The 24,276-nt window shown below is 69.2% G+C and carries 24 protein-coding genes and 1 pseudogene; 10 read left to right on the top strand and 15 right to left on the bottom strand.

The features are described from left to right. Positions 1–265: 265 nt before the first annotated feature. Both ACQP0P_RS25015 and ACQP0P_RS25010 read right to left on the bottom strand, forming a co-directional pair. Positions 266–733: an SRPBCC family protein gene (locus tag ACQP0P_RS25015; RefSeq protein ID WP_433358931.1), complete on the bottom strand. Its 468-nt coding sequence runs from the start codon at positions 731–733 to the stop codon at positions 266–268. Positions 734–770: 37 nt separating this feature from the next. Then, on the bottom strand, positions 771–1,097 hold the full coding sequence (locus ACQP0P_RS25010; protein ID WP_433358930.1) for a hypothetical protein: 327 nt from the start codon (positions 1,095–1,097) through the stop codon (positions 771–773). Positions 1,098–1,461: 364 nt separating this feature from the next. On the opposite strand from ACQP0P_RS25010, the gene ACQP0P_RS25005 reads away from it, so the two are divergent. Further along, complete coding sequence (locus ACQP0P_RS25005) at positions 1,462–2,205, top strand: alpha/beta fold hydrolase (RefSeq protein WP_433382076.1); 744 nt, start codon at positions 1,462–1,464, stop codon at positions 2,203–2,205. Between the two features lie 132 nt (positions 2,206–2,337). Here ACQP0P_RS25005 and ACQP0P_RS25000 read toward each other — a convergent pair whose 3' ends face one another. From ACQP0P_RS25000 to ACQP0P_RS24985, 4 genes are all read right to left on the bottom strand, one after another. Continuing rightward, complete coding sequence (locus tag ACQP0P_RS25000; RefSeq protein WP_433358929.1) at positions 2,338–2,568, bottom strand: PLDc N-terminal domain-containing protein; 231 nt, start codon at positions 2,566–2,568, stop codon at positions 2,338–2,340. A gap of 305 nt (positions 2,569–2,873) precedes the next feature. After that, positions 2,874–3,536 carry a CBS domain-containing protein gene (locus ACQP0P_RS24995; RefSeq protein ID WP_433358928.1) on the bottom strand — a complete coding sequence of 221 codons (663 nt, stop codon included), beginning with the start codon at positions 3,534–3,536 and terminating at the stop codon, positions 2,874–2,876. Between the two features lie 36 nt (positions 3,537–3,572). Further along, the gene (locus tag ACQP0P_RS24990; protein ID WP_433358927.1) at positions 3,573–3,713 is read right to left on the bottom strand and encodes a hypothetical protein; all 141 of its coding nucleotides are present in this window, start codon (positions 3,711–3,713) and stop codon (positions 3,573–3,575) included. A 526-nt stretch (positions 3,714–4,239) separates the two neighbouring features. After that, entirely contained in the window at positions 4,240–4,380 is a 141-nt protein-coding gene (locus ACQP0P_RS24985; protein ID WP_433358926.1) for a hypothetical protein, read from the bottom strand. 29 nt (positions 4,381–4,409) lie between these two features. Here ACQP0P_RS24985 and ACQP0P_RS24980 point away from each other — a divergent pair, with 29 nt between their 5' ends. The 3 genes from ACQP0P_RS24980 to ACQP0P_RS24970 all read left to right on the top strand — a co-directional run bounded on the left by ACQP0P_RS24980 (position 4,410) and on the right by ACQP0P_RS24970 (position 6,535). Beyond that, on the top strand, positions 4,410–4,664 hold the full coding sequence (locus ACQP0P_RS24980) for a hypothetical protein (RefSeq protein WP_433358925.1): 255 nt from the start codon (positions 4,410–4,412) through the stop codon (positions 4,662–4,664). After that, entirely contained in the window at positions 4,661–5,083 is a 423-nt protein-coding gene (locus tag ACQP0P_RS24975; protein ID WP_433358924.1) for a hypothetical protein, read from the top strand. Before ACQP0P_RS24980 ends, ACQP0P_RS24975 begins: the two co-directional genes overlap by 4 nt. 354 nt (positions 5,084–5,437) lie before the next feature. Further along, on the top strand, positions 5,438–6,535 hold the full coding sequence (locus ACQP0P_RS24970) for a tyrosine-type recombinase/integrase (protein WP_433358923.1): 1,098 nt from the start codon (positions 5,438–5,440) through the stop codon (positions 6,533–6,535). A 44-nt stretch (positions 6,536–6,579) separates the two neighbouring features. Here the strand turns inward: ACQP0P_RS24970 and ACQP0P_RS24965 are convergent, their stop codons facing one another. Then, a complete protein-coding gene (locus tag ACQP0P_RS24965; protein WP_433358922.1) occupies positions 6,580–6,834 on the bottom strand; it encodes a helix-turn-helix domain-containing protein in 255 nt (84 codons plus the stop codon). A gap of 140 nt (positions 6,835–6,974) precedes the next feature. Next, entirely contained in the window at positions 6,975–8,897 is a 1,923-nt protein-coding gene (locus tag ACQP0P_RS24960; protein ID WP_433358921.1) for an ABC transporter ATP-binding protein, read from the bottom strand. A gap of 255 nt (positions 8,898–9,152) precedes the next feature. Between ACQP0P_RS24960 and ACQP0P_RS24955 the strand changes: the two genes are divergently transcribed. Then, positions 9,153–9,464 carry a DUF3817 domain-containing protein gene (locus ACQP0P_RS24955; protein ID WP_433358920.1) on the top strand — a complete coding sequence of 104 codons (312 nt, stop codon included), beginning with the start codon at positions 9,153–9,155 and terminating at the stop codon, positions 9,462–9,464. Positions 9,465–9,480: 16 nt separating this feature from the next. On the opposite strand, the gene ACQP0P_RS24950 is transcribed toward ACQP0P_RS24955, so the two are convergent. From ACQP0P_RS24950 to ACQP0P_RS24935, 4 genes are all read right to left on the bottom strand, one after another. Then, the gene (locus ACQP0P_RS24950) at positions 9,481–10,506 is read right to left on the bottom strand and encodes a DUF4037 domain-containing protein (protein ID WP_433358919.1); all 1,026 of its coding nucleotides are present in this window, start codon (positions 10,504–10,506) and stop codon (positions 9,481–9,483) included. Between the two features lie 68 nt (positions 10,507–10,574). Further along, complete coding sequence (locus tag ACQP0P_RS24945) at positions 10,575–11,300, bottom strand: GNAT family N-acetyltransferase (RefSeq protein ID WP_433358918.1); 726 nt, start codon at positions 11,298–11,300, stop codon at positions 10,575–10,577. A 26-nt stretch (positions 11,301–11,326) separates the two neighbouring features. After that, positions 11,327–12,757, bottom strand: coding sequence for an adenylosuccinate lyase (gene purB / locus ACQP0P_RS24940; protein WP_433381632.1), 1,431 nt, complete (start codon positions 12,755–12,757; stop codon positions 11,327–11,329). A gap of 168 nt (positions 12,758–12,925) precedes the next feature. Beyond that, the gene (locus tag ACQP0P_RS24935) at positions 12,926–16,162 is read right to left on the bottom strand and encodes an efflux RND transporter permease subunit (protein WP_433381629.1); all 3,237 of its coding nucleotides are present in this window, start codon (positions 16,160–16,162) and stop codon (positions 12,926–12,928) included. 116 nt (positions 16,163–16,278) lie between these two features. Between ACQP0P_RS24935 and ACQP0P_RS24930 the strand changes: the two genes are divergently transcribed. After that, positions 16,279–16,758 (top strand): MarR family winged helix-turn-helix transcriptional regulator, encoded by a 480-nt coding sequence (locus ACQP0P_RS24930; RefSeq protein ID WP_433381626.1) that lies wholly within the window; start codon positions 16,279–16,281, stop codon positions 16,756–16,758. A 14-nt stretch (positions 16,759–16,772) separates the two neighbouring features. Further along, a complete protein-coding gene (locus ACQP0P_RS24925; RefSeq protein ID WP_433381623.1) occupies positions 16,773–17,546 on the top strand; it encodes an SDR family NAD(P)-dependent oxidoreductase in 774 nt (257 codons plus the stop codon). A gap of 33 nt (positions 17,547–17,579) precedes the next feature. Here ACQP0P_RS24925 and ACQP0P_RS24920 read toward each other — a convergent pair. Beyond that, positions 17,580–18,706: pseudogene (locus tag ACQP0P_RS24920) on the bottom strand (macrolide family glycosyltransferase). 277 nt (positions 18,707–18,983) lie between these two features. Here ACQP0P_RS24920 and ACQP0P_RS24915 point away from each other — a divergent pair. Then, positions 18,984–20,147 carry an MFS transporter gene (locus ACQP0P_RS24915; protein ID WP_433381620.1) on the top strand — a complete coding sequence of 388 codons (1,164 nt, stop codon included), beginning with the start codon at positions 18,984–18,986 and terminating at the stop codon, positions 20,145–20,147. A gap of 551 nt (positions 20,148–20,698) precedes the next feature. Continuing rightward, positions 20,699–21,556 (top strand): recombinase family protein, encoded by an 858-nt coding sequence (locus ACQP0P_RS24910; protein ID WP_433381617.1) that lies wholly within the window; start codon positions 20,699–20,701, stop codon positions 21,554–21,556. 11 nt (positions 21,557–21,567) lie between these two features. On the opposite strand, the gene ACQP0P_RS24905 is transcribed toward ACQP0P_RS24910, so the two are convergent. Beyond that, complete coding sequence (locus ACQP0P_RS24905; protein ID WP_433381614.1) at positions 21,568–21,693, bottom strand: hypothetical protein; 126 nt, start codon at positions 21,691–21,693, stop codon at positions 21,568–21,570. Between the two features lie 50 nt (positions 21,694–21,743). Next, entirely contained in the window at positions 21,744–23,372 is a 1,629-nt protein-coding gene (locus ACQP0P_RS24900) for an ABC-F family ATP-binding cassette domain-containing protein (protein WP_433381611.1), read from the bottom strand. 156 nt (positions 23,373–23,528) lie between these two features. On the opposite strand from ACQP0P_RS24900, the gene ACQP0P_RS24895 reads away from it, so the two are divergent. Beyond that, the gene (locus tag ACQP0P_RS24895) at positions 23,529–24,236 is read left to right on the top strand and encodes a TetR/AcrR family transcriptional regulator (protein ID WP_433381608.1); all 708 of its coding nucleotides are present in this window, start codon (positions 23,529–23,531) and stop codon (positions 24,234–24,236) included. Positions 24,237–24,276: the final 40 nt, after the last annotated feature.

The following is a 24,276-nucleotide window of genomic DNA, read 5'->3' as shown; positions in this document are numbered from 1 at the left end:
GCTGGGCTGCGTCAAGCGCTGGAGCGGGCGCACGGTGAGAACCCGATCCTGCACCGGGAGCCGACTGTCCTGTCTCATTCAATGTGGTCCGGAGCGAAACCCCTGACCTGCGGCGGACCAGATTGAACGAGACAGGACGGTAGTGAGCTGTCTCATCGAATGTGGTCCATTTAGCGCGCTCTCCAGAGGTTGTCTCATCCAATCTGGTCCATCTCAACGAAATGCTCAAACCGCCTCACACGATGTGGTCTAACGTGGCGGATCATCACTCGACCGCGGGAGCGGTTTCGGCAACCTGTTTGACGTGTTGGTTCCGGACTCGGATCAACCTGCGCATGTAGCGGCGGAGAACCAGGATTTCAGCGATGGTCCCCAGGGGACCAAGAGGTGCGGCGAAATCGATGATGTCGCTCATCACCGTGGCGCCATGACCGTCGGACTGGAAACGGTGAGCGTGGTGCCAGTGTTTGAACGGGCCCGACACCTGTTCGTCGACGAAATATCCCGGCCGGTCGTAGGCGCTGATCGTGGAAGTCATCCGCCAGCGGATACCGAAGTGCCGTGCCTGCCAGGTGACGCTCTCACCGAGCTCCAGACCGCCGGCGGTCACCCCGCCGACCGCCTTTTCGGACGATCCCGCCATCGAGGTGGTATGGACGCCCACGTCCAGTGAGATGTCGAAGACCCGATCCGGCGGCGCGATGACATGCGTAACGACCTCGAAGCGCGGCATGCGCTAAGTCTAAGGCTGTGCCGTGTCAGCGGAATGCTCACCTCGTCTCGCTCAACCCGAACCGCGACAGCACGATTCTCGGGTCTCTCCCACTGCGGAGTGCTTTGTTAAGGCGTAACTGATCATCGACCCAGTGCAGGACCGGATCGCTCGCGCCGCGAGGGATGTAATCGGGTGTGACCTTTCGAATCTCGGCGTAAAAATCGGCCAGCCCGTCGACGAATCGATCGACGGCGAGCGTTCTCCAGCGCGGTGAGACAAGAATGCCGCTCAGTCCGACGACCTCTGGGTAGCCGACCGCGTAGTAGATAGAGGTGCCTTGGTGGGACATGCCAGGAGACGGGACAGCCGGTTGAATGGGCATTGAAATGATCATACCTTATACCGAACAGAATCAACCTTCTGTTCGGTATAAGGTGAATAGTTCTAATCTGCCGTCTTGTCGCCCCACCTCAAGCGATTTGCTCGAGCCTCAGGTCTGGCTCACGTGGTCCGCTCGCTGAAGGTCACTTTGCGGGCGCACGCCAGGGCTCACGTCTCACTTAACCCGCCTTGCGATCATGGCGATCTTGGTGATCACGATCGTCTTAAACGATCCACTCGGCCGCACATGTACATCTCACTTGATCTGCTCTGTCAGGCCGACTTCCTTCGTGCCGTGATCGTCAGGACAGGACGTTGCGCCGCAGCGACTTGGCCTCCAGCGGGGCGTACATCTCGGCGAGTTCATCGGGTGCGAGCCAGAAGGTGCCCTGCCGGGGTGGAGTGACCGGGTCGAGCTGCCGCGCACCTCCACCCAGGTCACCGACGAGCTGCGCGAGTTGCTGCGGGTCGCCGGTGTGTCCGCTCCCTATCTGCTGGTCGGTCATTCCCTCGGCGGCCTCTACGCACGCCACCATGCGCGGCGTTTCCCCGACGAGGTGGCGGGCCTGGTCCTGGTGGATCCCGAACACGAGGACTACGACTCCTACATGCCCCAGAAACTGAACGAGCTGTACCAGGCATGGGACCCCGACGAGGCGTTACCTGATGAGTTGCCCGACGAAATCATCCAGTTCTACCGCGAACTGTTCGCGCGGGAGATGGCCGACTGGCCGCAGGAGATCCGCGAACCGCTGATCGACCGTCACATCGGCCCCGAATGGCTGAGGATCGGCGGCCAGGAGGCGACCAACCGACACCGACTCCATGACGAGGTACGCAACGCGGGACCGATGCCGGACGTCCCGCTGATCGTGCTCACCGCCACAGCGATCGACCCCTTCAAAGAAGCGGTGACCCAGGGCATCCCCACATCGCTCCTTCGCGAGGAGGCCGAAGCCAAGACGCGGCTCTACAGCGCGCTGGCCGAATCGGTCTCCCACGGCGAGAACCGCGTTGTCGACGACGCCGGACACGCCTCCGTCGTCTTCCGCCGCCCCGATGCCATCCTCCAGGCGATCCAGGACCTACTCGGCGGAGTCGGCAGCTGATGTTGGGAACGCGGCCGAGTTCGGCGCCACTCAGGGCGGTGCCCCGCAGGTCCGGCTCCGGCATTGCAGCTCAGCGGTGCTTTTCTCATGTAAACGATCAAGTTCTCCGAAACTCACCGCGAAAGCCCGGGGCTAGCGGGGTGAGGGGATGCGGCCCAGCGTGAGGTAGGCGATCGGACCCAAGGGCTGGACGAGGAGCAACGGCCACCACAGCGCCTTACCTCCCCGGATCTGTCCGGCGGGCCTGCGCCACAGGTCTGCGGCCGCCGTGGCGGTGAGCGACAGCTCTATGGAGGCCAGCGTCAAAATCGCCGCCCGTTGCCGGTCGGAGAGGTCACGCCAGCGCTTGTGTGAACGTGTCATGGGTGCTCCTTTGCTGAGAGCGGCACGGGCTCGATGCGAAACAGTGCGGTCCGCACCTCGCCTGCTTACTCGGTGATACCTGTATCTTCACCTCCATCACACACCCGCAGGAGGGCTCCGGCACCGGCCGAACGTCACCCGCCGCAAGGACCAATGTCTCCCGCGGCGCCCTCGTAGGCTCGCCGGAGGTCGCCGCCTGGCGGTCGTCTCCCCCTCCGTGCCCGGTTCGCCCGGCCTGATCCCCCGCCGCCGGCTGCTGCACGTCCTGCTCCAGGAACACGGCAAGGCCGATCCACAGCGGCGGTCTACAGCAGCGGCGGGATGACGAGCAGGTCGTCGCTTCCGTGTTCGAGCCGCGAGGTGACGTCGATGACGCCTTCGAGCCGGCGGATCGCCTGAATGAGCCGGACGATCTGTGAGCGGTGTTCGACCTTGCCTTCGAGTGTCACCACGCCGTTCTCGACGCCGATCGCCACGTCGGTTCCGGTCAGGTCGCGGACGATGGCTTCGGCCTCGGCCCGCAGTTCGGTCTCGGGGCGGTCGAAGACACGCAGCAGGTCCGACCGGTGCAGGATGCCGGCGATGCGGCCGGTCACCGGGTCGATCACCGGGAGCTGTTCGATCTTCTTGTCGTGCATGAGCCGCGCCGCGTCCCGGGCGGGCATGCCCGGGGTGACGGTGATCGCGGGCGAGGTCATCAGGTCCTTGGCCATGACCGCCGCGGCCTTCTCGTGCTCGCGGCGGCGGGCGGCGCTCTCGAAGATCGAGATACTGTGGCGCATCGCGTCGCTCTCCTTGAGCAGCAGGTCGTCTTGGGACACCACCCCGATCGGACGGCGGTCCGGGTCGATGACCGTCACCGCGCCCACGGCGAAGCGCCGCATCACGCCCACGATGTCGGCGAAGCCCGCGTCCTGTCGCACGGCGATGGCGGTGCGGCCCATCACGTCACTCACTTTGATCGGCATCTTCTTTCTCCATTCCCGCGTTTCCTTTGAGCGTTCCTATGAGATGTCGTTCGGCCGGCGGTGCACGGCGGTGACGATGCGCGGCGGCGGGCCTGTACGAGTGTCGTCGGCGGCCCATCCGAGGGCGGCGGTCGCGCCGGTGGAGCCGTCGGTTCCGGTGATGATCAGAGCAGACATGGCTGTTCTCCCTTCCTCTCCCATCAGACCCCGCCGGAAGGCCCGGCCCCAGGGCCACAGGTCCTGATCCCGCCGCGGGAGGACAGGGTCTTTCGCCCCAACGCGCCGGGTGACACCACCCCGCCTGACCGTGGCCATGGGCGCGCTGAGCGTGCCCGGCGCGAAGGCCACCTGGGTGAGGGACCTTCGGCCCCGGTGATCGCCGCCCCGGCGCGACCGGCATGGGCTGCACGTCCGCCGGTTGTGGGTGACGGCCGGTGTTCGTCCAGCGCGTTGCTCAGCGGGCGCTGGACGGCCTCGGTGGACCAGGGCCGGGGGTTGTGCGGCGACGGCGCCCACGACCCGGCCGCCTTGCGCGTGCGTGCTTGTGCAGACGTTCGCACAGTGACCGAACGGCCCGCTTGCCAGGCACTTTTGTGCCATGAGCCGGGTTTCGCCTTCGAGGCGAGCGTACAAGGAGGTGAGCACGCCTTGTGATCATGCCTGCGGGGGGTGGGGCGATCACCGGACCGAGAACCCGTTTTGGTCAGGTGAGTACCGGATGTGCCGTTTCGGGCATGGACTCGATCGCGGCACGCGGGGCGCGCATGTCGGCGTTTCGCATCCGGTCGACCTGGTCAGGGGTGACGACGACGGTCCGGAGGAGAAGGCGGTTCGCACCTGACACCAGAGGTATGCACTCTATAGAGTGAACGTATGCGCATTAAGGATAAGCGGACCAGCTTCTCCCACACCAAGGAGCAGGCGGACCAGCTCAAAGAGGCCGCCGACGAGTACGGCGTCACCGTATCCGCCTATATCGGCGAAGCCGTCACCGAGAAACTCCAGCGTGACCGCCGCATGACCGCCTGGCGGCAACTCGTCGGCCACGACCTCGACGACTCCCCCGGCGACGTCCTCGCCCGTGTCCGCACCATGTTCGACCAGATCGAGGAGAGCCACCGTCCGTGAGGTTCTTCGACACCGGCCTCGTCCTGGACCACTCGGCCCTCAACGACTGGCTGAACAAGGACATCGAGATTGAAGTGATCATCGGCGAGGCCGTCCGTCGCGGGTATCCGATTGTCGTGTCCGCCGTCGCGGCCGCCGAGGCCTCCCGCCAGGCGCTCACCGTTCCGGCTCGCGAGCGTCTGCACGGCCTTCTCTACATGATCGCCCAGCACGTCGACGGGCTCGACGCCGACGATGCCCTCATCATCGGCAACATGGCGGCCGAGCGCGAGGTCGTCTCTCTCGCCGCCGCCCACACCGCCCACTCGGCCTCCACCCGGGTCACCGCGATCGGCAATGTCACCGACTGGCGCATCATCGCCCGTGACGCGCAGCCCTATCGGCGGTTGTGTCCGCGCATCCCGGTCAACTGGCCGTAGCGGGCGCGGGCAGGTGGCGGGAAGGTGGTGAGCCGGCTCAAGGCTCCGCTCCCCCGGTTCCCCTGACCCGATCCCCGCTGCGGGCGCTCGGCGAAAGGCCGGGTGGTCGATGCCGTGCCCGGTCTTCTTGGAGGGGCGGCCCGGGTGCGGGCATTCGTTTACCGTGGGGAATGGACATGATCGGTGATCTGGCGGGCGGGACGGGCGTGCGCGGGGCGGTGTTTTTCCGCGTCGCTGTTTCGTGGCCTCGTCCCTACCGGTGCCGGTGCGAGATGAGTGGCCGTTTCAGGGCGGTCTGGGCGCGAAAGGGGTGTCGTCGGGATCATGCGGCCGGCTGATCTGAATCGTCTCGGTGTGGGTGAGTGCGCCGACCGTTATGTGGAGCTGGTGCGGGCCAGGACCCTGACCGGTGCGTTGTCGATGTCGACGGCGGAGGTGTACGCGCGTGATGTAACCACCTTTGTGCAGTTGGTGGGCGAGGAAGTGGTTTTAGATGATCTGACGGGTGAGGAGGTGGATGCCGTTCTGCTGGCCTTCGCGCGCAAGCCGGACGGGCGGCGGCGCTCGCAGCCGGAGGCCGCCTCGGGGGCGTTGCAGTCCGCCTCCTCGCAGGCGCGGTTTCGGCGGTCGGTGTCGGCGTTGTTCAAGCACGCGGTGCTGGTCGGGTGGGTGCAGGTCAATCCGATGGCGATGGCGACGGTCACGGCCAGGGAGCGCGGGGGGCTGCGGCCGGAGCGGCGTGCGCTGACCCGTGAGCAGGCGCAGGGGCTGATCGGTGCGGCGCGTGACCTGGGCGGCGGGCCGCAGGGGGTGGCGGCGAAGGAGTCGGCGGCGGGCTCGGGGCGCAGGCGTCGTCGTGATCAGAACACCGAGTTGCGCGACGGGCTGATCGTGCTGATGCTGTCGACGATGGGGCCTCGGGTCTCGGAGCTGGTGCGGGCCAATGTGGAGGACTTCTACACCAACGACGGGGTGCGTTACTGGCGGATCTTCGGTAAGGGCGGTAAGACGCGGGACGTACCGCTGCCCGGTGATGTGGCGCTGGTGCTGGAGGCCTATCTGGCGCGGGGGCGGATCGCCTCCCCCGACAAGGCGTTGCTGCTGTCGTGGCGGGGCCGGCGTCTGGCGCGCGGGGATGTGCAGGCGGTGATCGACCGGGTGCAGCGGGGGGTGGATCCCGATCGGCGTCGTTCGGTGACGCCGCACGGATTGCGGCACACCACGGCCACTCATCTGCTGGCCGACGCGGTGGACATGGACGCGGTGCGGCGGGTTCTGGGACACAGTGATCTGGCGACGCTGGGGCGCTACCGCGATGAGCTGCCCGGGGAGCTGGAGGTGGCGATGCGTTCGCATCCGTTGCTGCGCGGCCCGGCCGTTCGCGGCGCGGGTGCGTCGGGATCGGTCTCCGCCGAGGGAGTGCAAAGGTCCGGGCCCGCGGCGTCGGCATAGCCGGCGCCGGGCGGGGTTGTTTTCCGTTGCCGCCGGTGGCGGGGTCAGGCGGCGCGTTCGCCGGCGCACACCTCGGCCAGGACGTCCAGGGAGACGTCGAGGGCGGTGGCGAGCGCGGCGATGGTGAAGAAGGCCGGGGTGGGGATGCGGCCTGTCTCTATCTTGCGGAGGGTTTCGGCGGACAGGCCCGCGGCGGCGGCGACCTCGGTCATGCTGCGGGTGCCGCGTGCCTGGCGCAGGAGCGCACCCAGGCGGTGGCCTCGTTCGCGGTCAAGTTCGGTCAGCGGGGGTCGCACCATGCGCATGATCCTAGCAAGCGTGATAATAATACCGCTACGGGTGTTGGGGTGATCAGGGGGGGACGCATGGTGGAGATCAAGACCGTGGCCGAGCTGGATGCCCCTGCCCGGCCCCCTGCCCGGCGCGGCGCAGGCGGCGCTCAGCGGGCGGGTACGGCGGAGAACTCCCCGAGCCCGTCTTCCAGGTCTTCCAGGCAGGTGGCCGGCTGGTCGAACTGGGTGCGATACAGCTGCGCGTAGCGGCCGCCGGCGGCCAGCAGCTCGGTGTGCGTGCCGCGCTCGGCGACGCGCCCGTCCTCGACGACCAGGATCAGGTCCGCGGTGCGGACCGTCGACAGCCGGTGGGCGATGACCAGTGCGGTCCGCCCGGCCAGCGCCTCGGCCAGGGCTTCTTGCACCGTGGCCTCGGAGGTGGAGTCCAGGTGCGCGGTGGCCTCGTCCAGCACCACCAGCCGCGGCCGGGCCAGCAGCAGCCTGGCGATGGTCAGCCGCTGGCGCTCACCGCCGGAGAGGCGGTAGCCGCGCTCGCCGACCACGGTGTCCAGGCCTTCGGGCAGCGCCGCGACCAGGTCGGCCAGCCGGGCGCGCCGCAGCACCTCCCACAGTTCCTCGGGTTCGGCGTCCGGCCTGGCCAGCAGCAGGTTGGCCCGGATCGAGTCGTGAAACAGGTGCCCGTCCTGGGTCACCATGCCCAGACTCTGGCGGATCGAGGCCGCCGACAGCTCGCGCACGTCCACCCCCGACAGCCGTACCGCGCCGCTGTCGACGTCGTACAGGCGGGCCAGCAGCTGCGCGATCGTCGACTTGCCGGCTCCGGAGGATCCCACCAGCGCGACCAGCTGCCCGGCCTCGGCGCGGAAGGACACCTCGTGCAGCACCGCCTCGCCGCCGCGCGCGTCCAGGGCGGCGACCTCCTCCAGCGAGGCCAGCGACACCTTCTCGGCCGACGGGTAGGCGAAACCGACCTGGTCGAACTCCACGCTCACCGGCCCCTCGGGCACCGCCTTGGCGTCCGGCCTGTCGGTGATGAGGGGTTTCAGGTCGAGGATCTCAAAGACCCGCTCGAAGCTGACCAGGGCGCTCATCACCTCCACCCGGGCACCGGCCAGCGCCGTCAGCGGCGCGTACAGGCGGGTCAGCAGCAATGCCAGCGCCACCACCGCGCCCGGCTCCAGCTGCCGGCTCAGCGCGTAGAAGCCGCCCAGGCCGTACACCAGGGCCAGTGCCAGCGCCGCGACCAGGGTGAGGGCGGTGACGAACACCGAGCGCACCATCGCGGTGCGCACCCCGATGTCACGTACCCGCCGTGCCCGTGCCAGGAACTCGGCCGACTCCCTCTCGGGGCGGCCGAACAGCTTGACCAAGGTGGCGCCGGGCGCGGAGAAGCGCTCGGTCATCTGCGTGCTCATCGCCGCGTTGTGGTCGGCGGCCTCGCGTTCCAGCCGTGCCAGCCGGGCGCCGACGCGCCGGGCCGGCAGCACGAACACCGGCAGCAGCACCAGTGCCAGCGCGGTCAGCTGCCAGGAGATGCCGACCATCACCGCCAGGGTCAGGGTGAGGGTGACCAGGTTGCCCACGACCCCCGACAGGGTGTCGCTGAAGGCGCGCTGGGCGCCGATGACGTCGCTGTTCAACCGGCTGACCAGCGCGCCGGTGCGGGTGCGGGTGAAGAAGGCGACCGGCATGCGCTGCACGTGGTCGAAGACGGCGCCGCGTAGCCGCAGGATCAGGCCCTCGCCGAGGTTCGCCGACATCCACCTGGTCACCAGGCCCAGCGCCGCCTCGGCCAGCGCGATCACCGCGATCAGCCCGGCGAGCCCTGCCACGACGCCCACCGCGGCGCCGGTGACGATCGCGTCGATCACCTGCCCGGCCAGCACCGGGGTGGCCACCGCCAGCACCGCCGAGACGACGCTCAGCAGCAGGAACCAGGCCAGCAGGGCGCGGTGCGGGCGGGCGAAGGCGGCGATGCGCCGCAGCGTGGCGGCCGAGAACGGCCGCCGGTCGCGCTGGGCGTTCATCGCGCCGTACAGCGAATGCCAGGCGGCCATTTCCATGCTCATCACACACCACCGTGCTTCCTAGGGTCCTGGTTTCCCGCGCTCTTGGGTGAGAGCACCGGCGCGGTCACGACACGACCCTAAAAGCTGAACTTAAGTTGAGGTCAAGGGCCGTTGTGCTCCGGGCTCTTTCGGCGGCGCCTACCGCTCCCCCGGCGCACCGACCGGCCCCGCGCCCCCCTAGGCTGAAGACCATTGTCCGATCCGCCCGGATACCCCCTTTCTGGATCACCCCTTTTGGGAGAGGTGTACTTCGCCGTGCCGACTCTGCCGCTCACCCTGCGTCTGTTCCGTTACGTGGCGTTCGCCGAGGCGTGTTCGTGGACGGGGTTGCTCATCGGCATGTACTTCAAGCACGTGGCCGCCACCGGCGATCTCGGGGTGAGGATCTTCGGGCCGGTGCACGGCGCCCTGTTCGTGCTCTACCTGATCGCGCTGCTGGTCGCCGGCCGTCAGGCCCGCTGGAGCCTGGGCACACTCATCGTCGGCCTGGTGTGCGCGGTGCCGCCACTGGCCACGCTGTGGTTCGAGCGGCGGATGTTCGCCCGTCGCGAACCGGCCACCGTCTGACCCCTCCCGCCTGGCCTCACAGGTCCAAGATGGCGCGGGTGGCCGCCCGGCAGCGCCGCGGATCGGCCAGCAGGTCGGCGCAGTCGCCGAACTGGTCGACCGACCCCACCGCAGGCAGCGCCCGCACCCGGGCGTCGGTGATGGCGCCGCTGAGGGCGTCGGCGAACCGGCCGGCGTCGATGACCTGGAAGGGCCGCCGGTGATACGCCCGCAGGCTCCCCTCCAGCGCCGGGCCCACCCCCATCCGGTTGTGCAGGGCCGCCACCCGCCGGTAGACCACCCCCAGATGCCCCTCGCGCTCGTGCCACCCGGTGGCCGCCACCGCCGCCGACAGGGCCTCTGCCTGCTCGGCCGTACCCGACAGGCGCGCAAAGGCGCTGCCCAGCCATTTGGCGTACGGCGGGTAGCGGCGGCGCAGCAGCAGCGCCAGGCGCATCAGATCGCGGGCCAGATCGGCGGTGGCCAGCGCCGAGCCCAAATCGTCGCCGACCTCCCCGCACCGCCCGGGGAAGGCCTCCTGCTGAGCCAGGCGCCTCCACTGCCCGGCCAGCACGTAGCGCTCCAGATCCGGCGGGTACCAGCGCAGCGCGGCACGGACGCGTTCCAGGACCTCCAGGCCGTCGTGGAAGACCTCCCCGCAGGTGACCTCCGCCAGTTTCTGCCAGGGGGTCGACAGCCAGTCCAGCATGCTCACCCCCCGCAGCGGGTCGAAGCCGAGCCGCCCGGTGAACCAGGCCGCCGCGTCACCGACCTGCACACCGTGCCCACCGGTGCCGGTCACGGCGGTGCGATAGCCGCGGAAAACCTCCGGCAGCCCGCCGGCGACGGCGCGGCGGACCTGCTCGATCCGATGCTCCTCGACGAAGAGGACCACCCGGGGACCCCAGTCGTGGTCGGTGGAGCGTTCGGTGTCGAACGCCAGCACCTCAGAACCGGCGCCGATCAGCGCGGCACTGTGCGGCACCTCGGCCACGATCGGCCGCACCACCTGGGCGTAGAAAGTACGAGAAAGCTCCAGGCCAGGTATGAAACCAGACATCATTTCGTCCACTCTGCCCGCCCCGGCCTCGGCCCGCACCAGGTTTTCCCGCCCCTGCCCGGGGACCGGGTTCAGGCACCCTCCAAGGCCGCGGCGGCCAGCGGGCGAAGGCGCAGGCCCAGCCGCCCGTACAGCGCGAGCGCGGTGTGGTTGGCGGTGTCGACCATCAGCGCGGCGCGGCCGTGCGAGGTAAGCAGATCGCCCAGCGCCAGGCGGCACACCGCCTCGCCGTACCCGGCGCCGCGGCGCCGGGCGGCGGTGGCGACCCCGGCGACGAAGCCCACCTGCGGGCAGGACCAGGCGTCGGCGGCCACCGCGACCAGGTCGCCGTCCTCGTCGCGCACGCCCGCCCAGCGGCGTACGCCGGCCACCCCTGGCACCGCCCACGAGGAGGGCGCCGCGGCCGCGAGCAGGGCGCTCACCTCGCCCTCCTCCTGCGGGCCCAGCCACCGCGCCCGCCCCGGTCCCGCGTTGAGGACAGGGCTGAGCCGGTGGGTGTCCATCCACTCGAAGGTGCCCAGCAGGCGCAGCCCCGGTGAGCGGGCGGCCACCTGCCCTACCAGTGCCCGGGTGCCCACCACCCGGTAGGAGGGGCCGAGGCGCCTCAGCACCCACTCCACCAGCGCGGCCACCTGCTCGGGCTCGCCGCACACCGTCAGGCGGTCGCGGCGGTTGAGATCGGGACAGGCCACCGCGACCGCCTCCCCCAGCGCCCAGGCCCGCACACCCTGCACCATCCCCTGGGCACCCCACAGCACGAGCGGGTCACCGGCGCAGGCGGCGGCCACCTCGGCCACCTCGCCCAGCACCCTCGGCGCGCGGCTCAGAGGATCGCCCCGGGCCGGTAGGCAGCCGCCTGCGGGTAGCGGGTCACGACCTCCTGCACGCGGGCCACGACCGCCGCCACCTGGGAGGTGGCCGCGCCGGTGAAGGAGATCGGCTCGCCCAGCAGGCCCTCCAGCGCCGCCCGGTCCAGCGGGAAGCGCTCGTCGGCCGCCAGGCGGGCGAGCAGTTCGTTGCCGCCGGCGCCCTCGCGCATGGCCAGCGCCGAGGCCACCGCATGCTCCTTGATCAACTCATGGGCGCTCTCCCGGCCCAGCCCGGCCCGCACCGCGGCCATCAGCATCTTCGTGGTGGACAGGAACGGCAGGTAGCGCTCCAGCTCGGCGGCGATCACCGCGGGGAAGGCGCCGAACTCCCCCAGCACCGTCAACATGGTCTCCACCAGCCCGTCGAACGCGAAGAACGCGTCCGGCAACGCCACCCGGCGCACCACCGAACACGAGACGTCGCCCTCGTTCCACTGGTCGCCCGCCAGTTCCCCGGCCATCGACGCATACCCGCGCAGGATCACCGTCAGCCCGTTGACCCGCTCACACGAGCGGGTGTTCATCTTGTGCGGCATCGCCGAGGAACCGACCTGCCCCTGGGCGAACCCCTCGGTGACCAGCTCGTGCCCGGCCATCAGCCGGATCGTCTTGGCCAGCGAGGAGGGCGCCGCGGCCAGCTGCACCAGCGCGGTGAGCACCTCGTAGTCCAGCGAGCGCGGATACACCTGTCCCACACTGGTCAGCCGGTGGGCGAACCCCAGGTGCGCGGCCACCTCGTCCTCCAGCGCGGCCAGCTTGGCCGCGTCCCCGCCCAGCAGGTCCAGCATGTCCTGGGCGGTGCCGACCGGCCCCTTGACGCCGCGCAGCGGGTAGCGGCCGATCAACTCCTCCAGCCGGGCGAACGCCACCAGCAGCTCGTCGGCGGCCGAGGCGAAACGCTTGCCCAGCGTCGTGGACTGCGCGGCCACGTTGTGCGAGCGCCCGGCCATCACCAGCGGTGCGTGCTCGGCCGCCAGCGCCGCCAGTCCCGCCAGCAGCGCCACGCACCGGTCTCGCACCAGCACCAGGCTGTCGCGGATCTGCAGCTGCTCGACGTTCTCGGTCAGGTCCCTGGACGTCATGCCCTTGTGCACCTGCTCGTGCCCGGCCAGCGCGTTGAACTCCTCGATGCGGGCCTTGACGTCATGGCGGGTGACCCGCTCGCGGGCGGCGATCGACTCCAGGTCGACGTGCTCGACGACCTTCTCGTAGTCGCCCACCGCCTCGGGCGGGACATCCACCCCCAGCCGTGCCTGCGCGGCCAGCACGGCCAGCCACAGGCGCCGCTCGGCCACCACCTTGTACTCAGAAGACCACAGGCGGGCCAGCTGCGGTGAGGCGTAGCGGGCGGCAAGGACATTGGGGATACGCGGCTTGGCAGTCACGTTGCGTCAGTATATTCCGCCCACCCCGCCCACCCCGCCCAGGGGTTCGGGGCCGGGCGAGCACGCCTGCCGGGCGCCATCGCGAGATGGGCGGACCAGGAACGAAAAAGCCGGTCATCGCGCGGTACACACCACGCGATGACCGGCTCACCGGGCTTGCCCTGGGGCTTACTGCCTGCTCGGCGCCACCTCTTCCTTGTCGTAGACCTTCAGATCCGGCCGCGAGCCCCCTTCCTTGGGGGTACGCCGCATCCGCTCCTTGAGCCGCTCCACCATCACGTACAGGGTCGGCACCAGCACCAGCGTCAGCAGCGTCGACGACAGCAGCCCGCCGATCACCACGATCGCCAGCGGCCGGGAGATGAACCCGCCCGAACCGGTCAGTCCCAATGCCATCGGAATCAACGCGAAGATCGTCGCCACCGCGGTCATCAGGATCGGCCGCAGCCGTCGCCGGCCCCCCTCGATCACCGCCTCCACGATGCCCATGCCCTGCTCACGGTACTGGTTGATCAGGTCGATCAGCACGATCGCGTTGGTCACCACGATGCCGATCAGCATCAGCATGCCGATCAGGGCCGGCACGCCCAGCGGCGTGCCCGTCGCCAGCAGCAGCCCGATCGCGCCGGTCGCCGCGAACGGCACCGACACCAGCAGGATCAGCGGCTGCACGAAGCTCCGGAACGTCGCCACCATGATCATGAAGACGATCGCGATCGCCGCGAGCATCGCCAGCCCCAGCTGCCCGAACGCCTCGGCCTGGTCGGCGCTAACCCCGCCCACACTGAAGCTCGCCCCCGCGGGCATCGTCAGCGTGTCCAGCTTCGCGGTCAGCTCGGTGGTCACAGCGCCCAGGTCGCTGCCGACGGCCGTACCCGACACCGTCGCACTGCGCGCACCGTCGATCCGGGTCACCTGCGTGGGACCGTCGACCTTGGCGACCTCGGCCACCTGCGACAGCCTGACCATGCCCGCCGCCGTCGGCAGCGTCAGCGCACGCACCGCCTTGAGGTCCTCGGGCGCCTCCCCGGCCCGCAGCACCACCGTACCGGCGCGCCCGTCCAACGTCAGCTCACCCAGGGACATCCCGCGGAACCGCTGCGCGACCAGCTGCCCGATCTGCGTCTCGCTCAGCCCCCTGGCCGCGGCCTTCTCCCGGTCGACCCGCACCTCGATACGCTGCGCGCCGGCCTCCAGGTTCGAGCCCACGTCCCGCAGCCCGCCCAGGCCGGCCATCGCCGCGCGCACCGTCTCGGTCGCCGTGCGCAGCGTCGCCACATCCGGCGCCTGCACGATCACCTGCAACTGATCGGCCGAGCCGCCACCGGGGGCACCCTGGGCGCCGCCCACGGTTACCTCCCCGACCTCTGAGAGTCCCTTCAGCCGCTCGCGTAGCGTCTCCTCCAACGCCGCACTGTCGGCGTCCTCCTCGACCGTCACCGAGTAGGAGGCCCGGTCTCCACCGCCACCGCCGCCGGTCGCCCCCTCAAAGCCGCCGCCGGCGCCCACGTTCACCTGGTAGCCGCGCACCTCCTCCAGCGACGTCAAAACCTCCTCGACCTTCTTGGCCGCGGCGTCCGTCGTCGCCAGATCCGTGCCCGAGGGCATCCGCTGGCTGATCGAGATCGTGTCCTGCCCCGAGGAGTCGATGAAGTTGGTCTCCAGCCGGCCGGCCAGCCCCATCGTCGCGGCGAACACCACCACGCCCACCAGCAGCGTCGCCAGCCGCCGCCGGGTGGCGAAACGCAGCACCGGCAGGTACGCCCGCTGCAACGGGCTGCGCAACTCCTTGGCCTCGGCCTCCTCGCGCACCGCCCGCGCCTGCTCGGGCGAGAGCACCGGCGCCTTCAGGAACCAGTAGGCCAGCACCGGCACCACGGTCAGCGACACCAGCAGCGACGCCAGCAGTGCCACACTCACCGTGACCGCGAACGGCGCGAACAGCTGCCCCACCATGCCGCCCACCACCGCGATCGGCACGAACACCGCGACGGTCGTCAAGGTCGAGGCCGTCACCGCGCCGCTGACCTCGCGTACCCCCTCCAGCACCGCCTTGCGCTTGGCCTCGCCGTAGCCGAGGTGGCGCTTGATGTTCTCCAGCACCACGATCGAGTCGTCGACCACCCGGCCCACCGCGATCGTCAGCGCGCCCAGTGTCAGCATGTTCAGCGAGTAGTCCCCCACCCACAGTGCGATCAGCGCGATGATCACCGACAGCGGGATGGAGGCCGCCGTCACCAGCGTCGAGCGCACCGACAGCAGGAAGACCAAGATGACCAGCACCGCGAACGCCAGCCCCAGCAACCCCTCGGTCGTCAGGTCGTGGATCGACCGCTCCACGTACGGCGCCTGGTCGAAGACCACCGTCACCTGAGAGGAGTCACCGATCGCCCGCACGAAGCCGGGTATCTTCTCGCGCACCGCGTGCGAGATCGTCACCGCGTTGCCGTCCGGCTTCATCGTCACCACCACGCCCAGGCTCGGCTGCCCGTTGGTGCGCGTCAGCGAGGTGCCCTCGGCCAGCGACCGCTCCACCGTGGCCACCTCGCCCAGCCGCACCGGCCTGGGGGCCGGCACCGGGCGCTGAGCCTGAGCCTGCGGGCCCTGCTGGGCGCCTCCCGTCCGCGCCTGCGCCGATGCCTGCGCGGGTGCCTGCGCCGGTGCCGCGGGGGTCAGGTAGAGGTCCTTCAGCTCCTGCAGGGTCGAGACCCGCGTGCCGACCTGCACCGTCAGCGACGCCTTGTCCTCGGTCAGGCTGCCCGCGGGAATCGGCTGCCCGTTGGCGCGCAGCAGGTCGGCCACCGCCGTGGGCGCCAGGCCCAGTAGCGCCAGTTTCCCGAGGTCCGGGGTGATCGTCACCACCTCGTCGCGGGTGCCCGTCACCGTCGCCTCGCGCACTCCCTCGATGCCCTGCAGCTCCGGCACCACCAGCCGCTGCAGCCGCTCGGCCATGACCCGCTGGTCGCCGCCGTCGCCCACCGCCAGCTGCACCACCGGAATGTCGTCGGTCCCGCCCGTCAGCACCTGCGGGTTGACCCCCCCGGGCAGCTGCGTCCCGATCCGCGACAGTGCCTGCTGCATCTTCGAGACCGCGGCGTCGATGTCGGTGCCGTACTCGAACGCCACCTGGATCTGCGCCATCCCCTCCCGAGACGTCGAGGTCACCTTCGTGACGCCCTCCAACCCCTGGAAGCTGTTCTCGATCGGCTCGGTAACCTGTTCCTCGACGATCTCGGGAGAGGCGCCCAGGTACGGGGCCACCACGAACGCCCCCGGGAACGAGAGCGAAGGCAGCAGTTGTTGCTTCAGTGACGGGATCGCGAAGACACCGAACGCGCTGAGCACCAGCGCGATCAGTATGACGAGGCTACGGTTGGCGAGGCTCAACCTGGCCAAGGAGGTCATGGGGGCGGGACTCCTCAATGGATGTCACAACAAGATTCGCCCCAGACTAACACTTCGCCTTAGGCGAATATTTAAGGAAGCTTACCGTTCCTGATAACCTTCTCAGGAAGCGAGAGGTGAGCGTGAACGACAACCGCGAACGACTGATCGACCAGATCGGTGCCATCCAGCGCGACCTGGGACGACTGTTCGCCCAACACCAGCCCTCCTCCCCCCTCTTCGACTCCAACCTGACCATGCGCCAGCTCAAGGTCGTCATCTTCCTGTCCTGCCAGGACTCCGCCTCCGGCCAGGACCTCGCCGGCCACCTCGGCGTCGGCCTCGGCACCGTCACCGGCATCGTCGACCGCCTCGTCGCCCACGGCCTCGTCGATCGCCGCGAGGACCCCCACGACCGCCGGGTCCGGCGCGTCGGGCTCACCCCCGCCGGCCTGGCCCTGACCGAGCAGATCGCCGACGCCGGCCTCACCGACTTCCGCCGCATCCTGCACCACCTCGACACCGGCACCCTGCGCGACCTGTCCAACGTCATGGAGAAGATCCAGCAGGCCGCCTCCACCCTGCAGAATCATCCTCCACACAAAAAGGTGGGATGATAGGTTCTGCCGCTGTGACCACACCCATCAACGACTTCTTCTCCCTCGCGGGCCGCACCGCCCTCGTCACCGGCGGCAGCTCCGGCATCGGACGCACCATCGCCCAAACCCTCGGCCACGCCGGCGCGGCCCTCGTCATCGTCGCCCGCCGCACCGAACAGCTCACCCGCACCCTCGGCGAACTCCACGACCACGCCATCAGCGCCGCAGCCATCAGCGCCGACCTCACCGACCCCGCCGACATCACCCGCATCCGCGACCAGGCCCCCACCCTCTTCGGCGACATCGACATCCTGGTCAACAACGCCGCCAACAACATCCGCCACCCCATGGCCGACCTCACCGACGACGACTACCACCAGACCATGGCCGTCAACATCACCGCCCCCTACCTCCTCGGCCAGCACTTCGGCCCACGGATGGCCCGGCGCGGCTGGGGTCGCATCATCAACCTCGGCTCCCAGCAATCCCACAGGGCCTTCGGCGACAGCGGCGCCTACGGCATCTCCAAAGCCGCCATCACCGGCCTCACCCGCTCCCAGGCCGAAGCCTGGTCCCCCCACGGCGTCTGCGCCAACACCATCATCCCCGGCTTCGTCCTCACCCCCCTCACCGAACCCGCCCAGGCCATCCCCGGCCGCGTCGAAGCACTCGCCGCCCGCTCCATGACCGGCCGCAACGCCACCCCGGCCGACTTCGCCGGCATCGCCCTCCTGCTCGCCTCCGACGCCGGCGCCTACATCACCGGCCAGGCCATCTGCGTCGACGGCGGCTTCTCCGTCCACTGAGCAGACCACCCGCCCCCACCGGCGGCATGAAGATCAGCCCAGCATCTCCTCAATGAGATCCGCAGCACGCGCCTCGGCACGCAGCGACGCCGAACGCCGGGCGACCTCCGCCTCACCGACAAGTTCCTCCAGGGCCACCCGCAAAGTCACCGCGGTGGCATCCTGGGCATCGACACGGCGAGCCACCCCCAACTCGACAAGCCGGTCGGCGTTGGTGAACCGATCAACGGCCTGCGGGACCGCGATCATCGCAACCCCGGCGAACAACCCCTCACTGCTGCCCCCCATACCCGCATGGGTGACGAACGCGTCGGCCTGCTCCAGAACCGCCAGCTGAGGCACCCAGGAATACACCTCGACATTGGCCGCAACCTCCCCCAGTTCCCCCGGATCGGTGTACTTGCCGATCTGAAGCACGACATGCCAGCCAGACAGACCACCAAAGGCCGCCAGACACTGACGGTAGAACTCCGGCCGGCGGGTGTACGCCGACCCCAAGGAGACCAGCAACACCTTCTCCGCATCGACCGGACGCGTCCAGGCGCCCTGCCCCGCCCGCGCACCGAAACAGGGACCGACGAACGTCACCGCATCGGTGTCCACCTGATCCGCGTGCGGCTGCATGGCCCTGGGAATCAACGCCAGAGCTCGCGCGGGACGACCGGAAAAACATCCACATCCGCGGTGGACGCCCCACACCCGGCGAGCCACCGCGCGAACCTCCCACGATAGGAATCGGCACCCGGCAACTCCCACAACGGCGCCGCGACCTCCTGGTCATAGCCCTCCCACGCCACGAACGTCGAAGACAGCTGCACGACAGGACGGCCCTGCGCCTCGGCGAGAGCACGCGCGGCATAGGCGCCGATGTCGTACAGGTAAAGGTCCGCACGATCACGGTCGTAGACGGCACGCAACTGCGGAAGGGCCTGAACGGCGTCGTCCAGAAAGACGCCCATCGCGGCGATGGGGTCATCCGGCCAGTCGTTGTCGGCGACCGGCAGGAGCGACCCGTAGGGGACGAACTCAGCACCGGCGGCCGTGACCAGACCGGCCACCGCCGAACCGTTGGCATAGGTCACCCGGTGGCCACGAGCCACCAGCTCACGGATGATCTCAAGGCTGGGCAGGACATGACTGACGGCGGGGATGCCGACCATCGCGATATGGGCCCGGCGACGGGACAACACAGATCACTCATTTCAGGTCTACGGCGAAAGGGAAACGGCACACCGGTGCGCCGCCCCCCGACAGCAAAACCCACACAGCTCTTCAAACCCTCACCGCACACCAACCGCCAACGTCACCGGTCTTCTCCTCACCCAGGATGACCAACCAGACAAAAACTCCCATATGCTGCCAGTCCGCACACCACCCACCAACACCTCACCATGATTGAATAACCCCCCGGATGATCCAACACACCCGGGGGCGCTCATGACCACCACACATCAGCACCCCACCAACGCCCGCCGAGCCGTCTCCTACTTCTTCATCCTCCTCGGCACCGCCTCCGGAGCCTGGGCCGCCCGCATCCCCGCCGTCAAACACACACTCAACCTCAGCGACGGCCAGCTCAGCTACGGACTCCTCGCCGTCGCCATCGGACTCATCACCGGCATGCGCTTCGCCGGACGCCTCACCGACCGCCTCGGCAGCGCCCGCCTCATCACCCCCGCCGCCATCGCCACCTCACTGACCGTCATCCCCCCCGGCTACGCCACCACCCTCCCCGCCCTCATCGCCACCCTCTTCCTCTTCGGCCTCGTCAACGCCGCCCTCGACGTCTCCATGAACGCCCACGGCGTCGAAGTCGAACGCGCCTACGGCCGCCCCATCATGTCCTCCTTCCACGGCATGTTCAGCATCGGCGGACTCATCGGCGCAGGCATCGGCGGACTCTTCGCCTGGCTCGACCTCAGCGCCGCCGCCACCCTCACCGCCGTCGGCATCCCCCTCGCCCTCGCCTCCCTGTACGCCCGGCGCCACCTCCTCCCCGCCACCCCACCCCCGGCGGCCACCCACACCACCAACCCACGCCGCGCCCCATGGACCAACTGGATCATCCTCATGGGAGTCGTGGCCTTCGCCGGACTCGTCGGAGAAGGCGCCGCCAACGACTGGACCGCCGTCTACCTCTTCCAGGACCTCGGCGCCCCCCAAGCCGTCGCCGCCGCCGGATTCGCCGTCTTCTCCACCGCCATGACCATCGGCCGCTTCGCGGGAGACCACCTCGCCCAACGGTTCGGCCCGGTGCGCCTGGTCCGCTACTCCGGGCTCGTCGCCGCCCTCAGCCTCGGCACCGCACTGCTCGTCGGCCAGACCCTCGTCGCCTTCGTGGGATTCGCCCTGTTCGGCCTGGGCCTGGCCACCATCGTCCCCCAGGTCTTCTCCGCCGCGGGAAACCACGACCCGGCCCGTGCCGGGCAGGCCATCGCTCAGGTCGCCACCGTCGGCTACGCCGGGCTCGTCGCCGGCCCCGCCATCATCGGCGGCGCCGCCGAACTCATCGGCCTGCCCGCCGCCCTGGGGATTCCTGTCCTGCTCGCGGCCTTCATGGCGGCCTCCGCCGGAGCGCTACGCCCCCCGCAATCGTCATGACCGAACGGCTCTTGCTCTTTGGAGGGAGTCTTCAGTCCGCTGTAAATGATCTTGAACCCGGATGGACGCCTTTACAATGTAGATTTATAAGAGGATGGCGTTCCGTCCGGGGCCTGAGGAACACGGGCCTGGATGTCGAGGAGCTGGGTCTGCGGCTATGGGCCCTGCCGCCGACAACGCCGTCGGAGGAGTAGTTTCGGGCCAGGACCCGGCCGAGCACGATGAGCACGACGGCGCTCCAGACGGCCGCCCGCGACCCGGCCCCTGAGCAGCAACCAATCGGCCAGTGGCGGTAGCGGGCCGACGCCAGCGGAGCTACCGCCATCCAGCGGTCCGCTACAGGGCCCTCCACTCGGATCCGCGCGACCAGCCCCAAAGTAGCTCTCTGCAATCGCGCTCACGGATTGTGCTTCGGAGGCCGTTCGGGCTTGTTTGATAAGCGACCACCTATGAAACAGTGCCGTCGGCCAGGCGCATCCAGCATGTTCCGTGTTTCATAGGTCAGTGCAAACGGCTTGATTCATGAAACGTACCTATGAAACGGTTGGGCAGTGCTCGACGACTTCCAGCGGGTGGAGTCCCGCGACTGCCCGATGTCCTCCTGCGCCGCCCCGGCCGGCTCACCCTGCCGCACAGGCCGGGGCAAGGTCGCCATCCAGTACCACACCGCCCGGTTCCGGCTCGTGCCCTCGCTCGCCAAGGCGCTCAACGTGCCCACCCCGGCCGTACGCAAGCCAGGGACGGCCTGGACCGAACTGCCCCGCCCCGCAGCAGCAGGCGGCGAGAGCGCCGGTCACGTACGGATCGGCTACGCCCGCGCCTCCACCCTGCGCCAGTCCCTGGACACCCAGCTCGACTCCGTCACCAAGACCGGCGTCACCCGGATCTTCTCCGAGAAGATCTCCACCCGCGCAACGAGACGGCCCGAACTCGAACGCGCCGTCGCCCTGGCCCGGGAACTACGGGCCTCCGGCGTCGCAGTCACCCTCGTGGTCCACGAGCACAAGCGGCTCGGCCGCGGCATCGACCTAGCCACCCTCGCCGAAGAACTGAAGGCAGCCGGTGTCGGCCTGGAGTTCCTCACCGGGGAACTGCAAGGGTCACACGACCCCTCCGGCGTCGTGTTCACCGTCCTGGCGGCCCTGTCCGGGATGGAACGCGAATACATCCGCGACCGCACCCTGGAAGGCCACGAATCCGCACGCGCCCGCGGCAAGGCCATCGGTGGCGCCAGCGTCACCGATGACCACATGCTCTCCATGGCCCTGCACCTGCGCGGCCAGGACCTCAGCCTGCGCGACATCGCCGCACGGCTCGTCATCACCAGCGGCACGAAGAAGGGTCGGCACCCGTCCCCGGCGACCGTCATGCGCATGCTCCGCGAACACGACCAGCAGAGCGCGACCTGACCGGCCAGGGCCTACCGCAGGCGAATCGCCTCGGCAGTGCGGTGGCACACCGGGTAGACCGGGCTCCCGTCGGCGTCCAACCCCTTCACCAGGCGGTTATCGGTCACCACGATCTCCCACTCGCCAGGGGCGACCATGCCCAGCACCAGTTCCGGCGGCCACGGCCGCGACGTCTTGTCCTTATCGTTCAGCGGGCACGCTCGACGCGGGCTTCGTCCCATACCGGTTCGTCGCTCTCGTAGACGGTTCCGTCGGCGCCGAAGATGAGGAAGCGGTCGAAGTCGGCGGCGAACCAGCGGTCATGGGTCACCGCCAACACGGTGCCGGCGAAGGACGCGAGGCCCTGTTGTAGGGCCTCGGCGCTGGCCAGGTCGAGGTTGTCCGTGGGTTCGTCGAGCAGCAGCAGCGTCGCACCCGACAGTTCCAGCAGCAGGATCTGCAGCCGGGCCTGCTGCCCGCCGGACAGGGTCTCGAACCGCTGATTAGCGGCTGGTGCGAGTTCATAGCGGGCAAGCGCGGCCATGGCTTCGTTCAGCGTGAGAGCATGCCCGGTCATCACCAGCTCAGCGGGAGTGCGACCGTGCAGGTCGGGCCTGGCGTGGGTCTGCACGAAGTGGCCGGGCTCAACCCGGGCACCCAGCCGTACGGAACCGGTGTGCCGTACCGAGGGGACCGCGCCGTCCGTCGCTTCGGCCAGCAGCCGGAGGAAGTGAGATTTGCCCGAACCGTTGGAGCCGAGGACGCCCACGCGTTCGCCGTACCAGATCTCGGCGTCGAAGGGCCGCATCAGACCGGTGAGTTCCAGGGCTTCGCAGATGATGGTGCGTTTGCCGGTCCGACCGCCGCGCAGCCGCATCCGGACGTTCTGCCGTTTGGGCGGGCGTTCGGGCGGGCCCGCTTCCTCGAACCGTGCCAACCGCGTGCGGGCGGCCCGGTAGGTGGAGGCGACGGCATCGTTGTTGGCCGCTGTCTGCCGGAGGGTCTGCACCAGGCGCCTGAGCTTGGCGTGTTCCTCGTCCCAGCGGCGGCGCCGTTCCTCCAGCCGGTCGATGCGGTTCTGGCGGCCCTGGGCGTAGGTGGCGAAGCCCGCGCCGTGGACCCAGACGCCGCGCGCTTCCACGGTCACGATGCGGTCCGTGGCGTTGGCCAGCAACTGCCGGTCGTGGGAGACCAGCAGCACGGTCTTGGATGTGGCGCGCAGCTGATCTTCCAGCCATAGCTTGGCGGGCACGTCGAGGTAGTTGTCCGGCTCGTCCAGCAGCAGGACCTGATCCGGTCCGCGCAACAGGGCCTCCAGGACGATGCGCTTTTGCTCGCCGCCCGACAGGGTGCTCACCGGGCGTTCCCGGACCGCGTCGTGGGGCAGGCCCAAGGCCGCTGTCGCGCAGGTGTCCCACACCACCTCCATGTCGTAGCCGCCAGCGTCGGCGTAGTCGCTGATCGCCTGCGCATAGGCCAGTTGCGTCGCCTCGTTGTCGTGTTCCGCCAGCGCCGACTCCGCCCGGTCCAGGTCCGCGGCGGTGGCGCGGACCTGGCCGGGTGCAACTGATAGCAACAGATCATGCAAGGTCCGGTCGTCGCGGACGCTGCCGATGAACTGCCGCATCACCCCCAGCCCACCTGAGCAGGCCACCCTGCCGTCGTCCGGTTGCAGATCTCCGGCGATCAGTCGCAGCAGGGTGGTCTTGCCCGCACCGTTCGGCCCCACCAGCCCGGCCTTGACGCCATCGCCGATGCGGAACGAGACCTCGTGAAGCAGTAGTCGCCCGTCCGGCAGCACGTAGGTGAGCCGGTCCACCTCGACATGTCCCGCCACCGTGTTCCTCCCTGCCGGTCGACCGCTTTCCAACCAACTGGCCCGTTGTTCTAGAAACCGGATCATTGATCCAGCGCTCGATCACCATACTAGACTCGGCATTGCGACGAAGAGGAGGACGGATTGGGAGCGAGACACTCAGGATCGGCAGGAGACGTGTGGTTGCGACCGCCCGCGCGGGCGGCGCGCGAAGCGCCGCCGCTCAGCCGCGACCGGATCGTGCACGAGGCCATAACCCTCCTCGATGAGGAAGGCGCCGACCGGCTGACCATGCGGCGGCTCGCCGAGCGCCTTGGCACCGGCTCCACAACGCTGTACTGGCACGTGAAAACCAAGGATGACGTCCTTGACCTCGCCCTCGACGCGATCTTCGCAGCGGTTGAGATCCCGGGCGAAGGCAGCAAGGACTGGCGTGCCGACATCACAGCGCTGATCAGCGGATGGCGTGCCATCCTGCTGGAACATCCCTGGTCGGCGGCGCTGCTCGGCCGTCCGATGCTAGGCCCCAATGTGCTTGCCCGCAGCGAGTTCCTGTATGCCACCCTTGTGGAGGCCGGGGTCACCGAGCCACACCTGACCGCCGCGGCGTACGGCTTGTCCAACTACGTCATCGGTTCTGCGCTCATGCAGACAACCTGGACGGCCCGAGAGGAGCAAGGCGCGCGACAAGCCGCTCAGGAACACTTCCGCGCCAACCGTGACCAGTACCCCGTCCTCGCCACCCACGGCCCCCTCGCCGAGGACAGCGACTGGGACACCAGCTTCACCTTCGGCCTTACCTGGCTCCTCGACGGCATCCAAACCAGCGCGGTCAGTGCCCACAGTGCCGACGACGCTGCCAACGAGGCATCCACGGAGGTGTAGATCAAGCCCGCCCGGTGAGGCAGCGGGATCAACCCGCAGC

Source organism: Streptosporangium sp. CA-115845 (genome assembly GCF_050943795.1).
Classification (GTDB): Bacteria; Actinomycetota; Actinomycetes; order Streptosporangiales; family Streptosporangiaceae; genus Streptosporangium.
This window is presented reverse-complemented; position numbering and strand designations above follow the sequence as displayed.

Coding starts and splice junctions, on each gene's coding strand:
- ACQP0P_RS24950 (WP_433358919.1), bottom strand. CDS start 10,506: ATGATGTCTGGTTTCATACCTGGCCTGGAGCTTTCTCGTACTTTCTAC.
- ACQP0P_RS24960 (WP_433358921.1), bottom strand. CDS start 8,897: ATGAGCATGGAAATGGCCGCCTGGCATTCGCTGTACGGCGCGATGAAC.
- ACQP0P_RS25015 (WP_433358931.1), bottom strand. CDS start 733: ATGCCGCGCTTCGAGGTCGTTACGCATGTCATCGCGCCGCCGGATCGG.
- ACQP0P_RS24905 (WP_433381614.1), bottom strand. CDS start 21,693: ATGGTCGCCCCTGGCGAGTGGGAGATCGTGGTGACCGATAACCGCCTG.
- ACQP0P_RS24995 (WP_433358928.1), bottom strand. CDS start 3,536: ATGCCGATCAAAGTGAGTGACGTGATGGGCCGCACCGCCATCGCCGTG.
- ACQP0P_RS24915 (WP_433381620.1), top strand. CDS start 18,984: ATGACCACCACACATCAGCACCCCACCAACGCCCGCCGAGCCGTCTCC.
- ACQP0P_RS24990 (WP_433358927.1), bottom strand. CDS start 3,713: ATGTCTGCTCTGATCATCACCGGAACCGACGGCTCCACCGGCGCGACC.
- ACQP0P_RS24935 (WP_433381629.1), bottom strand. CDS start 16,162: ATGACCTCCTTGGCCAGGTTGAGCCTCGCCAACCGTAGCCTCGTCATA.
- ACQP0P_RS25010 (WP_433358930.1), bottom strand. CDS start 1,097: ATGCCCATTCAACCGGCTGTCCCGTCTCCTGGCATGTCCCACCAAGGC.
- ACQP0P_RS24980 (WP_433358925.1), top strand. CDS start 4,410: ATGCGCATTAAGGATAAGCGGACCAGCTTCTCCCACACCAAGGAGCAG.
- ACQP0P_RS25000 (WP_433358929.1), bottom strand. CDS start 2,568: ATGACACGTTCACACAAGCGCTGGCGTGACCTCTCCGACCGGCAACGG.
- ACQP0P_RS24965 (WP_433358922.1), bottom strand. CDS start 6,834: ATGGTGCGACCCCCGCTGACCGAACTTGACCGCGAACGAGGCCACCGC.